General features: G+C 60.5%; 13 protein-coding genes and 1 tRNA gene. 8 read left to right on the forward strand and 6 right to left on the reverse strand.

The features are described 5' to 3' along the window. The first annotated feature begins 58 nt into the window (after positions 1-58). The 3 genes from aguB (at position 59) to WIN67_RS01545 (ending at position 2,497) form a co-directional block, all read left to right on the forward strand. Positions 59-937, forward strand: a complete 879-nt coding sequence (gene aguB / locus WIN67_RS01535; protein WP_102862683.1) for an N-carbamoylputrescine amidase — start codon at positions 59-61, stop codon at positions 935-937. Between the two features lie 5 nt (positions 938-942). Beyond that, positions 943-2,049, forward strand: a complete 1,107-nt coding sequence (gene aguA, locus WIN67_RS01540; RefSeq protein ID WP_102862684.1) for an agmatine deiminase — start codon at positions 943-945, stop codon at positions 2,047-2,049. A 247-nt stretch (positions 2,050-2,296) separates the two neighbouring features. Next, positions 2,297-2,497, forward strand: a complete 201-nt coding sequence (locus WIN67_RS01545) for a hypothetical protein (RefSeq protein ID WP_102862685.1) — start codon at positions 2,297-2,299, stop codon at positions 2,495-2,497. A 59-nt stretch (positions 2,498-2,556) separates the two neighbouring features. Here WIN67_RS01545 and WIN67_RS01550 read toward each other — a convergent pair whose 3' ends face one another. Next, entirely contained in the window at positions 2,557-4,656 is a 2,100-nt protein-coding gene (locus WIN67_RS01550) for a TonB-dependent receptor (protein ID WP_123391750.1), read from the reverse strand. Between the two features lie 262 nt (positions 4,657-4,918). Here WIN67_RS01550 and WIN67_RS01555 point away from each other — a divergent pair, with 262 nt between their 5' ends. The 3 genes from WIN67_RS01555 to WIN67_RS01565 all read left to right on the forward strand — a co-directional run bounded on the left by WIN67_RS01555 (position 4,919) and on the right by WIN67_RS01565 (position 7,555). Beyond that, positions 4,919-5,614, forward strand: a complete 696-nt coding sequence (locus tag WIN67_RS01555; protein WP_110595337.1) for a DsbA family protein — start codon at positions 4,919-4,921, stop codon at positions 5,612-5,614. Positions 5,615-5,641: 27 nt separating this feature from the next. Then, complete coding sequence (locus tag WIN67_RS01560; protein WP_339070536.1) at positions 5,642-6,031, forward strand: nuclear transport factor 2 family protein; 390 nt, start codon at positions 5,642-5,644, stop codon at positions 6,029-6,031. A 240-nt stretch (positions 6,032-6,271) separates the two neighbouring features. Next, a complete protein-coding gene (locus tag WIN67_RS01565; RefSeq protein WP_213664570.1) occupies positions 6,272-7,555 on the forward strand; it encodes an OprD family porin in 1,284 nt (427 codons plus the stop codon). 80 nt (positions 7,556-7,635) lie between these two features. On the opposite strand, the gene WIN67_RS01570 is transcribed toward WIN67_RS01565, so the two are convergent. Next, on the reverse strand, positions 7,636-8,484 hold the full coding sequence (locus tag WIN67_RS01570; protein WP_170002015.1) for a hypothetical protein: 849 nt from the start codon (positions 8,482-8,484) through the stop codon (positions 7,636-7,638). A gap of 135 nt (positions 8,485-8,619) precedes the next feature. Here WIN67_RS01570 and WIN67_RS01575 point away from each other — a divergent pair, with 135 nt between their 5' ends. Together WIN67_RS01575 and WIN67_RS01580 are read left to right on the forward strand one after the other, a co-directional pair. Continuing rightward, entirely contained in the window at positions 8,620-9,282 is a 663-nt protein-coding gene (locus WIN67_RS01575) for a hypothetical protein (protein WP_339070537.1), read from the forward strand. A 5-nt stretch (positions 9,283-9,287) separates the two neighbouring features. Further along, the gene (locus tag WIN67_RS01580; RefSeq protein WP_339070538.1) at positions 9,288-9,983 is read left to right on the forward strand and encodes a tetratricopeptide repeat protein; all 696 of its coding nucleotides are present in this window, start codon (positions 9,288-9,290) and stop codon (positions 9,981-9,983) included. Positions 9,984-10,053: 70 nt separating this feature from the next. On the opposite strand, the gene WIN67_RS01585 is transcribed toward WIN67_RS01580, so the two are convergent. The 4 genes from WIN67_RS01585 to WIN67_RS01600 all read right to left on the reverse strand — a co-directional run bounded on the left by WIN67_RS01585 (position 10,054) and on the right by WIN67_RS01600 (position 12,103). Further along, on the reverse strand, positions 10,054-10,716 hold the full coding sequence (locus WIN67_RS01585) for a hypothetical protein (RefSeq protein WP_339070539.1): 663 nt from the start codon (positions 10,714-10,716) through the stop codon (positions 10,054-10,056). Positions 10,717-10,746: 30 nt separating this feature from the next. After that, entirely contained in the window at positions 10,747-11,184 is a 438-nt protein-coding gene (locus WIN67_RS01590) for a hypothetical protein (RefSeq protein WP_339070540.1), read from the reverse strand. Positions 11,185-11,215: 31 nt separating this feature from the next. Next, positions 11,216-11,602, reverse strand: coding sequence for a c-type cytochrome (locus WIN67_RS01595; protein WP_115581395.1), 387 nt, complete (start codon positions 11,600-11,602; stop codon positions 11,216-11,218). A 425-nt stretch (positions 11,603-12,027) separates the two neighbouring features. Next, positions 12,028-12,103, reverse strand: a tRNA-Thr gene (locus WIN67_RS01600). Positions 12,104-12,324 lie beyond the last annotated feature (221 nt).

Here is a 12,324-nt window from a genome sequence, read left to right on the forward strand (position 1 = left end):
GCCCCGTCCTTTTCCTATCCGTTGTCATCGACCGCGTCCATTGCCCGGGAGTTGTTCCATGAGCCGAATCGTTACCGTCGCCGCTACCCAGATGGCTTGTTCCTGGGACCTTGAGGCCAATCTGGAAACCGCCGAAAAACTGGTCCGTGAAGCCGCCGCCAAAGGTGCGCAGATCATCCTGATCCAGGAGTTGTTCGAGGCCCCGTACTTTTGCCAGAAGCCCAACCCGGACTACCTGCAACTGGCCACCACGGTCGATAGCAACGTCGCCATCGCGCACTTCCAGAAAGTTGCCAGGGAGTTGCAAGTGGTGCTGCCCATCAGCTTCTACGAGCTGGCGGGGCGTGCGCGATTCAACAGCATCGCGATCATCGATGCCGATGGCAGCAACCTGGGGATTTATCGGAAAAGCCATATCCCGGACGGTCCCGGCTACCACGAGAAGTACTACTTCAACCCGGGCGATACCGGCTTCAAGGTGTGGAACACCCGCTACGCGAAGATCGGCGTGGGCATCTGCTGGGACCAGTGGTTCCCCGAGTGCGCCCGCAGCATGGCGTTGCAAGGCGCGGAAATCCTCTTCTACCCGACCGCCATCGGCAGCGAGCCCCATGACCAGAGCATTTCCTCCCGCGACCACTGGCAGCGAGTGCAACAGGGGCATGCCGGGGCCAATCTGATGCCGTTGATCGCCAGCAACCGCATCGGCAACGAAGAGCAGGACGGTTACGACATCACCTTCTACGGTTCGTCCTTTATCGCCAATCAGTTCGGCGAGAAGGTTCAGGAGCTCAACCAAACCGAAGAAGGTATCCTTGTGCACAGCTTCGACCTCGACGAGCTCGAGCACATCCGCAGCGCCTGGGGCAGTTTCCGTGACCGTCGTCCGAACCTCTATGGCGCGCTGAAAACCCTCGACGGTTCCCTGGAGTCCTGAACACTATGAGCACTTTGCACAGCACGCCGCGCGCCGACGGTTTCTACATGCCGGCCGAATGGGCGACCCAGACCCAGACCTGGATGATCTGGCCCGAGCGTCCGGACAACTGGCGCCTGGGCGGCAAGCCGGCCCAGGCCGCCCACGCGGCGGTGGCCAAGGCCATTGCCCGCTTCGAACCGGTGACCGTGGCCGTCTCCGCGGGCCAGTATGAAAACGCCCGGGCGCGCCTGGACGTACCCAACATCCGCGTGGTGGAGATGTCCAGCGATGACGCCTGGGTCCGCGACACCGGTCCGACTTTCGTCATCAACCACAGCGGCGAAGTGCGTGGTGTGCACTGGGGCTTCAACGCCTGGGGCGGCTTCGAAGGCGGCCTCTATGCGCCGTGGAACCGTGACGAGCAGGTGGCTAGCAAGGTGCTGGAGATCGAGCGTTGCCAGGAGTACCGCACCGAAGGCTTCGTGCTCGAGGGCGGTTCGATTCACGTCGACGGCGAAGGCACGCTGATCACCACCGAGGAATGCTTGCTCAATCACAACCGCAACCCGCATCTGTCCCGTGAGCAGATCGAGGCGGTATTGCGCGAGCACCTGGCGGTGGAGCAGATCGTCTGGCTGCCGGATGGCCTGTACAACGACGAAACCGACGGCCATGTGGATAACTTCTGCTGCTACGTGCGCCCGGGCGAAGTGCTGCTGGCCTGGACCGACGATCCCCAGGACCCGAACTACCCCCGCTGCCGAGCGGCCATGCAGGTGCTGGAAAACACCCGCGACGCCAAGGGCCGCACTTTCAAGGTGCACAAGATGCCGATTCCCGGTCCCTTGTATGCCACCGAAGAGGAATGCGCCGGTGTCGATGCCGTGCAAGGCAGCCAGGAGCGTAATCCCTCCGTGCGCCTGGCGGGTTCCTACGTGAACTTCCTGATCGTCAACGGCGGGATCATTGCGCCGAGTTTTGACGACCCGATGGATGCACCGGCCAAGGCCATCCTCCAGGAATTGTTTCCCGAGCATGAAGTGGTGATGGTGCCGGGGCGCGAACTGTTACTGGGTGGCGGCAATATCCATTGCCTTACCCAACAGCAGCCCGCGCCGCAGCGAATTTGAGTGCCGTTGTAACAGATGGTGTTGCCTGTTTGACGGCGTCGGACCGATTCCGCACCTGGTGCTTTTCAGCAAGCCCGCAGCCCAGATGGGTTGCGGGCTTTTTCATGGCCGTACGTCGAGCCACCTGGCACTTTGGCATAGCTCTTGTATCTGCTTCGTGGTGATTCTGAGACAGGTGGAACTTTTGTTGTTCTGTCATAAACCTTGGATAAGTTAGGCCGCTCAGATACCAGGAGAGAGCGCTGGAATGAATATGGTCAGCGAGCGGGCACCCCATCCCTTGGCAATGAATAACGAGTCGCTGCAGGTTCTGGCGCAATGGTTGAAGTCCAATGGAACGCGTCAGATCAGGGAACCTGATCCGCGCCGGATCATCGTTGAGCGTTACCCCGCTGGATTGCTCAGCGAGGCGGAACTGCAGGCACTGTGGGATGTGGTGAAAGGATAGAAAACGACGGATTGTAAAAAGCGCTGCCGGGATGGCAGCGCTTTTTTTTGGCCGGTCGTTTAGAAGCGGTAGTTGCCAGTGACCACCAGGCTACGGGGCTCCCCCGGCTGGATCTGGAAGGCACTGGTGGCGGAGCTGTAGTACTCGCGGTCAGCGATGTTGTTCAGCGCCGCGCGCACGTCCCAGTCCTTGTGCCGGTAGCCGGCCAGGGCGTCCCAACGGCCGTAGCCCGGCAGCACCACGGTGTTGGCGCCATCGGCGTAGCGGTCGCCCACCAGGGTCAGGCCGGTCTCGGCGTACCAGCCCAGTTCCGGTTTCCAGGTGATGAACAGGCTGCCGTTGCGCTTGGCCACGTTGTTCACGCGCTTGTCTTCGAAACCGTTGTTGTCCTTGACCACCACCGCGTCCTGCAGGCCGATGCCGCCGCGCAGGTACCAGTTGCCGACGAGCTTGCCGTTGGCAGTCAACTCGATACCCCGGGAGCGTTGCAGGCCGGTCATCAGGATGATGTTGCGATCCAGCGGATCGGTGGTGCGACGGTTGTAGAGCTCCAGTTCGTACACGGCCAGGGTGGTACTCAGGCGCTCGCCCAGCCAATCGCTCTTGACCCCGACCTCCTTCTGCCGGGTCAGCTCCGGGCTCAGGTCGTTGCCGTTACCGGCGGCGTTCGGGGTGATACCGATCAGGCCGCCACCCACCGGTGAGAACGATTTGCTCCACGAGGCATAGAACGAGTGGTGCTCCAGTGGCGTCCAGACTGCCCCTAGACGCGGGCTGACACTGTGGCTGTTGCGGCTATCGGAAACCCCGGTGCGGCGGTTGGTGGTCTCGACATCGAAGTTGTCGTAACGCAGGCCGGCGAGCAATTGCCATTGCTCGTTCAGGCGCAGTTGGTCCTGCACGTAGAGCGCTCGGCTTTCGACCTCGGTGTGGTTGTTGCTGGAGACCTGCATGCGACCGGTGTGGCTCTGGTACGGATTGGGGTTGTACAGATCCACGGCGGGCACCGCCTGGCTGCCGGGGCCTGCGGTGGCGGCGTTGTAGAGGATCGGGTCGCGGCGCTGGCTGCCGATCTCGATGCCGGTAAGCAGGCGGTGTTCCAGGCCAAAGGTGTCGAAGCGGCCTTCGAGTTCGGTGTTGTTGTAGATGTTGCGCGTCTTCAGATCCTGCTGCCAGCGCTGGCGCTGCACTTTGCCGGTGTTGGCGTTGTAGCCGGTCTGGTAGGTGTTGTCGAAGTCGCTGTCGAGCTTGAACACGGCCAGGGTGTGGCGCAGTTGCCAGCTGTCGTTGAGCTCGTAGGTCAGCTTGGAGCGCAAGGACTGGGATTTGTCGTCGATGTAGTCGCGGTGGTCGCCGTAGGTGGTTTCACGGCCGACGTTCGCCGGGCGGCCGTTGAGGCTGGTGATGCCGCGGTCCGGGGTGCGGTTGTAGCGGCTGTATTCGTACTGCACCAGCCAGTTCAGCTCCGGGGTCAGTTGCCAGCTCATGGACGGTGCGAACAGCTGGCGATTGCCACTGACGCCGTCGCGGAAACTGTTCTGGTCCTGATTGCCCAGGTTCAGGCGCAGGCTGAGGTTCTCCGTCGGATCGGCACTGAGGTCGGCGTACAGGCTGCGCAGGTCCTGGCTGCCGCCCTGGACTTCGACGCTGGAGCGGCGGCCGAACTCCGGCAGCTTGCTCACCCGGTTGACGATGCCACCCTGGCTGCCACGGCCGTAGAGCACGGCCGCCGGGCCCTTGAGCACTTCGATACGTTCGATGTTGTGCAGGTCGCGCACGTACTGGCTGTCGTCGCGGATGCCGTCCAGGTAGAAGTCGTTGCTGGCATCGAAACCCCGAATCCGCAGGCTGTCGAAGCGGGTGTCGGAGCCGCTGCTGACGTTGGGAATGCCGCTCAGGGCGCTGCCCAGATCGTTGTGGCCGTAGTCCAGGACGTTGGCGGTCTTGATCGTGTCGATGGCCTGGGGCACATAGCGCGCGGCGGTGGCGGTGCGGGTCGCGGTGCTGACTTCCTTGACCCGGGGATCGTCGGGGTCGGCCTCGGCTTCGGCGCTGATGGAGGTCGTTGGCAGGGTGGTGCTGGCGGCACAGGCAAAACCGGCGGTCAGCAGGGTGCAGAGTCCCAGTGACAGGGGCGTAAGGCGGAAATGGGCAGGCATCTGAAGCGCATCCGAAAGGAAGGTGAGTCAAGGGGTGCGAATGATAATGCGTGCTATTTACTTATGTTAATTATTCGCCAAAAGTTCCTTTGCACTATTGTTTCTAATTATGTCGGCGCCGTATCTGCACGCATACACAGGCTAAACAGACTGATTCGACCGAATACAGCAACAGACTAAAAGCCATTTCGAGGTTTTTCCCCTGGCGTGCGGGGCATAGTCTGCGGGCCATCGAATGCTCAAGATCCTGTTGGAGTCCCTTATGTCCTCGGCCACCCTTCACTACATTTATGACCCGCTGTGCGGTTGGTGCTATGGCGCCAAGCCACTGGTCCAGGCTGCCCAGGCAGTGGTGCCGGTGGTGGCCCATGCCGGTGGCATGATGACCGGTCGCAACCGCCAGCCGGTGTCGCCGCAGTTGCGTGATTACGTCATGCCCCATGACCGACGCATTGCCGAGTACACAGGGCAACCTTTTGGCGAGGCCTATTTCGAGGGTCTATTGCGTGACCACACGGCAGTGTTCGACTCGGCACCGCCGATCGCCGCTGTATTGGCCGCCGAGGCCCTGGGCGGTCGTGGACTGGAATTGCTGGGGCGCCTGCAGACGGCTCATTACCTGGAGGGCCGGCGGATTGCCGATCGCGACGTCCTGCTGGAACTGGCGCAGACCCTGGGGTTCGCTCCACAACCGTTCGCCGTCGCCTACGATCAGGCGGTGGCCCTTGAGCTGGACGAGCATATAAAGAGCAGCCGGGCGCTGCTGGCCAAAGTTGGCGGCCAGGGTTTCCCAACCCTGGCGCTGGAGCGGGACGGGCGCTATCAGTTGCTCGACATCAGCCCCTGGCTGGGCAAGCCCGAGGCCTTCGCGCAGTGGTTGAAGGCTTCCCAGGGGGCCAGTAATGCCCCTCAACATGGCGCGGTCCAGGCCTGTGGCCTGGACGGTTGTGCGCTTTGATCTCACCTGACCTGCGTGGAGTCACCCATGGATAACCTAGCGTTGATCAAAAGCACCTATGAAGGTGCCAACTCCCAGGAAAATGCGCGCAACACCGCTGCGGCCCTGGCCCCGGATGCGCGTTGGACCGAAGCGGCGGGCTTTCCCTATGCCGGCACCTACGTCGGTTTCGAGGCGGTGCTGGAGCATGTTTTCAAGCGCCTGGGCTCGGAATGGCAGGACTTCACCTTCAAGGTGGAAAACTATGTGGCCCAGGGCGACAAGGTGTTCGCGTATGGCAACTACCAAGGCATCTACAAGGCCTCGGGCAAGCCGATCAATGTGCGAGTGGCCCATTTGTGGACCCTCAAAAACGGCAAAGTCACCCACTTCGAACAATTCGTCGACAGCCATAGCGTGCAGCTGGCAATGCTCTAGCCCGCAGTTCTTAGAACATTTTCAGCTATTCAAAGACGATTCACGAAATTGACACGTTGTTCAGGGCGCAGATAGGATTCGCCCCCAACGCCTGTGGCCAAGAGCCATATTTCAGAATAATAAAAGGCCCGTCGCGATCACCCGCGGTCGGGCTTTTTTGTTTCGACGGTAGAAGAGCGTTCAAACGCCATAGCCGAAAGAGCTCACAGCGCGTCATCAAACCGTAATAAGGAAAATAAAATGTCGAAACAGCGGATCTGCTTGATTGCACTGGGGATTTTGAGCGCTACACAGGCCATGGCCGACGGCCAGGCCGATGCCAAGGGCTTCGTCGAAGACAGCAGCCTGAAAGTGCTGCTGCGCAACGCCTACATCAACCGTGACTACAAAGACCGTAACAAGGACAAGGCCGAGTGGGGCCAGGCTGCCATCGGCACCTTCTCCTCGGGTTTCACCCAGGGCACCGTGGGCGTGGGCGTTGACGCCTTCGGCCTGTACGCACTGCGCCTGGACGGCGGCAAGGGCCGCAGCGGCGCTAGCGGTATCGACTTCTTCAAGCAAGGCGACAGCGGCAACGCCGCCGATGACCTGAGCAAGTTCGGTGCGGCGGTCAAGTTCCGCCTGTCCAATACTGTGCTGACCTACGGTGACCAGATGCCGGCCCTGCCGGTACTCAACTACGACAGCTCGCGTCTGCTGCCGGAAAGCTACACCGGCACCCTGATCACCTCCAAGGAGATCAAGGGCCTGGAGCTGAACGCCGGTCACTTCACCGCCGAATCGCGCAAGAGCGCCGAAGGCCGTGACAGCGGTGGTCTGAAGTCGATCAACGTATTGGGCGGTAGCTACCAGTTCACCGAACAGTTCAAGGGCGCGCTGTACGCTTCCGACGTCGAAGACGTGCTGAAGAAACAATACGTGAACCTGAACTACGTGTTCCCACTGGCCACCGATCAGTCCCTGACCCTGGACTTCAACGGTTACCGCACCAAGCTGGACAAATCCTTCGCCAAGGACCTCAACGCCGGCGGCCAGGACAACAAGATCTGGAGCCTGGCGGCGACCTTCGCCACTGGCCCGCACTCGTTCACCGTTGCCCATCAGCGCAGCACCGGCGACAGCCACCTGGGCTACGCCTATGGCGGTTATCAGAAGTCCGGCTATGTGGGTGATGGCGGCAACACCATCTACCTGGCCAACTCCTACTGGTCCGACTTCAACGCGGAAGACGAACGCAGCTGGCAACTGGGCTACGGTCTGGATTTCGGCGCCTTCGGCGTACCGGGCCTGACCTACAACGTGGCCTACGTGCGTGGCGACAACATCACCACCGTCAACAGCACGGGTGGCAGCGAGCGAGAAATCTTCAACCAGCTCAAGTACGTGGTGCAGAGCGGCCCGGCCAAGGACCTGAGCGTCAAAGTGCGCAGCTCGGTTCTGCGTGTGTCGCAGAAGTCGTATGAGTACAACAAAGGTGGCAACGAACTGCGTGTGTTCGTCGACTACCCGATCAACGTGTTCTGATGAGCGTTTGATCACCACCTGACTCTGGGTGGTTGTCGTGCAAAAAAGCCCCGACTGGTTCGGGGCTTTTTCATGTTCGGTTATCGCTTGCGGGGTTTTGCCAGAGAGGGCAGGTGGATGTTTTCGTACCACTGTCTTTTCAAGGCGTCGCCTTCGCGCTTGTAGGCAAACATTTCTTGCCAATGTTCACTGGCGAGCTGGAGCATTTTCCCTGGAATGTGTTCCGTCAGGTAGGTGAAGTAGCGTAGGTGGTGAGGGGCCAGAACCTTCATGAGCTTGTTGAGCTGAATGGTTTCCGCGTTTTCGCCAGTGTCTTTCAAGGCTTCATTCAAGATGAAGGTCGGGATCACCATGATGTAGGTGCCGGTAGCGCCCGTGAAGTCCGGAATACCGTCGTCGAGTTGGTAGAGGATATAAACGTAGAGGTCTGCCCAGCGTCGTTTGAGCTGATTACTGGTTAATTCCTTGCCATTGCGGGTCTGCATCCAGGCTGCCTTGGGAGACACCGGCAGCGCGGTTTTCAGTTCGTTGGCATAGGCCATGTGACGAAGAGGTCGCTCTGTCTTGTCGACGAGCTTGGTTTTGACTTCCACCGCCCAGCCGTTCCAGGTGGTTCGGCAGAACCAGTCTTTGTCTTCGTTCAGGGGATCAGTGGTGACCTTGCACGAATCCAGGAGCGGTTGCGGATAGCCAAAGTAAATATCCGCCACATCGCTTTCGCCATTGTCTTCGCTGACCGGGTCGAACAGCTTGTTGTGCAGGTAACCGTAAGGCCTACGGTTGGTCTCTGGCTTAAAGTCAGGGCTATGGGCCGGCGGATTGTTGCGCTCAAAGTCCTTGATCGCCGAAATGATGAATGACTCATACACCCGCCCGATCCAGCTGGGGTTGTTCTTGAGGATTTTCAGTAGTCTTTCTGACAGTTCCATCTGCGGGTGGTCCTTGGGGGCAGGGAGGTCTGGCCATGAATGGCCTGGTCACGGGGCAGCGGGATTTTCGGCGAGTGGTTGGTCGATATCAATCTTGCTACAGTCCGCGGCTCCTTCCTGTCACGGATGATTTCGATGTTCCGTACCCTGTTATCCGGCCTGTGCCTGCTGAGCGTCGCCAGCATCGCCCACGGCCAGCCAGCGACTGCATCCGAGCAGTTGCTCAGCCAGTTCTCACGCTGCGATGCGCAGTTTTTCCAGAGCCTGAACACCGCCCAACTGCCGGCCGCGACCTTGACCGTAGCCAAGTACGGCGCGGTGAGTGCGCCCAAGGTCCTGAACCCCTTGCAGGAAGGCGGACGCTACCAGGCGTTCGAACAGCCGCTGCTGGTCAACGGCGTGCGCTTGGTGGGCTACTACAACGAAGCCCAGTCGCTGAAGTCGGTGGGTAACCTGCTGTTCTGGGGGTTTATTGCCGAGGGTGAGCCCCGTGAAGTGGCCGCAGCGCTCAAACCTCTGCTGGTGGACAACCACCGCCTGAAGGCAGACCGCAGCGCCATGGTCCGGGTGGAGATCCGTCGGGTGGGCGACCCTATCGACAGCTGGCGCACCGAAGGTCTGGTCGGCGGCGTGGCCACGCCGTTCGGTTTCGTCGAGCGGGTATTGAGCATCGACAAAGGCATCGCCAACGCGCCGATCTCAGGTCGCACCACGATCTTCTGCAGCCTGCAGGGCACGGTTACCGCGCCACTGCTGCAGGTCTATCGCCCTGACCTCAACGCTCACCTGCTGGATTGAAAAACATGCCTTCATTGTCTGTACGCGGGTCGATCCTGCTTGTGTGTGCCCTTGCCGTCACTGGCTGTGCCAGCCTGCAGAGCCAGGACCAGATCAACTACGCCCATTGCCGCCTGGTGGGCCAGGCCTCCAAGGCCGAGAAGTTCGATGTGGTGCTGCAAGAGGCCGACCTGTGCCTGTCGAAAAACCAACTGTCCAAGCCGATGCAGAGCCTGGTGTACTGGCTGAAGTCCGACGCCTACGCCAGCTTCAAGCGTTACCCGGAAGCCATCAGCGCCAAGGAAAAATCCATCGAGCTGGGGCCCAAACCCGATGCCCGTGCGGTGCTGGACCTGAGCCGTCTTTATCGTGAATCGGGCAACCCGCAAAAGGCCCTGGAACTGGTGCAGTCCAACCTCGACGCCAACCTGGGCGAGGCGGGCAAGGGCAGCGGCTTCAACATGCCGACCTACTACCACCTGGGCCAGACCCTCTACGACCTGGGCCAATACCGTGAGGCGGCTGAAGCCTACAGCGCCGGCCTGCTGAAGCAGCCGGACTACGCCTGGGCCTTCTACCACCGGGGTTTGGCCTACGAAAAACTGGGCCTGACCGACGATGCCCGCGCCGACTTTACCCAGTTCGCCAAGCGGGTGGACCAGAAGTACGTCGAACCGCAGCACCAGGCCAAACTGGCCGAATACAAGATCAGCCTGCCCTGAGCAGAGCCTTGCCGACGCAATGAAAAAGGCTCGCCGTATGGCGAGCCTTTTTCTTCAGCAACCTTGCCCGTCAGTCATCCGGATTGATCGCGAACTTCAGCTGATCGCCTTCCAGGTACACCACCGCCTCGCGTCCATGGATGTCCACAGGACGGGCTGAAATCGCCTCATGCTCCGGGACGATCTTGGACAGCACCTTGTGCTGCACGTCGACCCGCCAGATACAGGCCCGCGGCCCTTCGTTATCGAAGTACATCACCGGGCGGGTTTCGCTCCAGGTGGGATTGACGATGCTCCAGCCGGCTTCGACCTCATTGTGCTCGGTGACGTTCTCGGAGTAGGTGTTGTTGCTCTGCCGGTCGTAGTCCAGGGACAGGCTGTAGTTCTCCTGATTCAGATCCTGGCCGACCCGCGCCCGGGCATGGCGCAGGGTGTTGGAGAGCGACTGGAACAGCTGCTGGCTGGCTTCGGGAGCACTGCGCGAGCCCAGGCGATAGCGCATGCCTTGCTGCAGTTCGCCGCCGCTGCGCTGGCGGTAATAGAGCACGCCGTCGACGATGCCGGCGAAGCGCAGGCCCTGATCGTTGGACCCCGGAGAGGCCCAGCCGACAAAGCCGATATCCCGGGCAATGGGATGTAGGCCGGGCTGGTCATCGGCATATTCGTAGAGGGTGCCGACATAGCCTTCCCGCCCCCTCTGGTACTGACCGACGAACAGCACCACATGCAGCACGCCATCCAGCACCTGGGCGTCGACGATCTGCTAATCGCCCTGGGCAGGAGCGGCGGTGAACTTGGCCAGGGTGAAACGCTGCCAGTCATCGGGGTCCTGCAGGCGGTACTGCCGGGTGGGGTCCATCGGCAGCAGCTCGCCCTTGCCGGGTGCCGGAGGGATCGGCAACAGCGTGAGCATCTTCACCTGGGCCCGATAGGCCGACTCCAGGCAGTCGCTGTCGATGCAGGTGTCGCGCACTTCCCGCAGCCACTGGGTTTGCAACAAGCGAAACACCTGCAGGTGCTTGAGCTCCTTATAGCGGCGGTTCAACTCATCGTCCTTGGCGGACAGGGTCGGCGTATCGCAGACGGTTTTCTCCACCCGGGTCGAGGCCTTGGCGCAGTCGAAACCGGCGGCCTGCAACTGGGGCATGAATGCAGCCAGGGCCAGGCCCGTGGCGGCAAGCGACAGCAGAGGAAACTTCATCAAAACATCCTTGTAGGCAAACGAGCTTGGATCAGGGGGAGGGGAAGGTCTGCAGATAGGCCAGCAGATTATCGATTTTTTCTTCATCGCTCAGCCCCCAGAAAATCATCCGGGTACCGGGCACCACGGCTTTTGGGTCTTCCAGGTACTGGATGAGTTTGTCCCGGGTCCAGACGATGCCCGACGACTTCATGGCCGTTGAGTATTGATAGTCCGTGGCACTGCCTGCCGGCCGGTCGATGATGCCGTTGAGCTGCGGCCCGAACGAACTGCGCACCGAAGGCCCGATATTGTGGCAGCCGCTGCACAAGCGCTTGAACAGCTTGCCACCGGCTTCGGCATCGCCGGCCAGGGCCGGAGCGCTGAACAGCAGGGAGTGGAGCAACAGGGTCAGGATCGATAGGGAAATGGACTTCATGGGCGGCCTGTGTACAACGGGGATCGGCGGGTATTGGAGCATGAAGTGCGGTGATTTGGGGATGTTGCGGTGATCCAATTCATTGGTTTCGGTAACAGTGCTTCAGCTCGATTTCGAAACGTGCTTTTGGTCAGGCACGGCTCTGCCCTTGATATGCGAGGCGATATTTTATGAGTGATCGAAGGCGCAGGAGGGCAGTGGCTTTATGTGTCGGCAAAATCTGCGTTTCTGGTGAATGAGCAGATAACGTTCACAAGAAAGCAGGCTTTTGAGTGCATGACGAGACGCTCAAGAAAAATGTGCAGGCCAGGAAGCGAAAGCGTAGGTGTGGACAATTTGTGGACGCTCTCACGACATGACGTGAGGCTTTTCGGAAGTACGGAAACAACAAAGCCCCTGCATTTCTGCAGGGGCTTCGTTTTGTATGGTGCCGGCACCAGGAGTCGAACCCGGGACCTACTGATTACAAGTCAGTTGCTCTACCAACTGAGCTATACCGGCGTGTTAGGGCGACGATTATAGCGATTGGCGGGGTTCTGTAAACCCCTGAAATCTGACTATTTTTGCGTGGGCCTATGCGGGCTCTATACCTAGCGTTCCCAGGCACTCTGGGGCTCAAGCGCGAGGAGGCTTTGAATCATCGGCGGATAGCCGATGATTCAGTGCAGACGGCCCCCACTCGGCCGATAGCCTGCTCAGCCGCTCATACCGCTTCAGACAAA

The sequence above is a fragment of the Pseudomonas idahonensis genome, from assembly GCF_037903935.1.
GTDB lineage: Bacteria > Pseudomonadota > Gammaproteobacteria > Pseudomonadales > Pseudomonadaceae > Aquipseudomonas > Aquipseudomonas danubii.

Bases quoted from the DNA above. Each gene is read 5' to 3' on its own strand.
- aguB (WP_102862683.1), top strand. From the start codon at position 59: ATGAGCCGAATCGTTACCGTCGCCGCTACCCAGATGGCTTGTTCCTGG.
- aguA (WP_102862684.1), top strand. From the start codon at position 943: ATGAGCACTTTGCACAGCACGCCGCGCGCCGACGGTTTCTACATGCCG.
- WIN67_RS01545 (WP_102862685.1), top strand. From the start codon at position 2,297: ATGAATATGGTCAGCGAGCGGGCACCCCATCCCTTGGCAATGAATAAC.
- WIN67_RS01550 (WP_123391750.1), bottom strand. From the start codon at position 4,656: ATGCCTGCCCATTTCCGCCTTACGCCCCTGTCACTGGGACTCTGCACC.
- WIN67_RS01555 (WP_110595337.1), top strand. From the start codon at position 4,919: ATGTCCTCGGCCACCCTTCACTACATTTATGACCCGCTGTGCGGTTGG.
- WIN67_RS01560 (WP_339070536.1), top strand. From the start codon at position 5,642: ATGGATAACCTAGCGTTGATCAAAAGCACCTATGAAGGTGCCAACTCC.
- WIN67_RS01565 (WP_213664570.1), top strand. From the start codon at position 6,272: ATGTCGAAACAGCGGATCTGCTTGATTGCACTGGGGATTTTGAGCGCT.
- WIN67_RS01570 (WP_170002015.1), bottom strand. From the start codon at position 8,484: ATGGAACTGTCAGAAAGACTACTGAAAATCCTCAAGAACAACCCCAGC.
- WIN67_RS01575 (WP_339070537.1), top strand. From the start codon at position 8,620: ATGTTCCGTACCCTGTTATCCGGCCTGTGCCTGCTGAGCGTCGCCAGC.
- WIN67_RS01580 (WP_339070538.1), top strand. From the start codon at position 9,288: ATGCCTTCATTGTCTGTACGCGGGTCGATCCTGCTTGTGTGTGCCCTT.
- WIN67_RS01590 (WP_339070540.1), bottom strand. From the start codon at position 11,184: ATGAAGTTTCCTCTGCTGTCGCTTGCCGCCACGGGCCTGGCCCTGGCT.
- WIN67_RS01595 (WP_115581395.1), bottom strand. From the start codon at position 11,602: ATGAAGTCCATTTCCCTATCGATCCTGACCCTGTTGCTCCACTCCCTG.